1 protein-coding gene is annotated in these 272 nt (G+C 56.6%); it reads left to right on the plus strand.

Annotation, left to right across the window (positions count from 1 at the left end; genetic code table 11):
* Nucleotides 1-272: EamA family transporter (locus tag SB822_RS57255; protein ID WP_410859126.1), on the plus strand; the 272-nt coding region annotated here is incomplete at both ends.

Consider the following 272-nt stretch of genomic DNA (forward strand, 5'->3'; position numbering starts at 1 on the left):
GCGGCTGGGCTTGGTGATCTGAGTTTCGGTCTGCCGCAAGGCATTCAGCCTTGGCTGCTTTTGCTGCTTTTGGGGACGATCGGAACCGTCAGCCATTTGATGGTCGTGCAGGCGTTCAAGCTGGCACCGGCATCCATGCTGGCACCGTTCCAATATCTGGAAATCGTCAATGCGGTTCTGGTCGGCCTGATCGTGTTCGGCGATTTCCCGACACCGTCGAAATGGAGCGGCATCGCGATCATCGTCGGATCTGGCTTCTATGTTTTCATGCG

The sequence above is a fragment of the Paraburkholderia sp. SIMBA_054 genome, assembly GCF_046534875.1.
Classification (GTDB): domain Bacteria; phylum Pseudomonadota; class Gammaproteobacteria; order Burkholderiales; family Burkholderiaceae; genus Paraburkholderia; species Paraburkholderia hospita.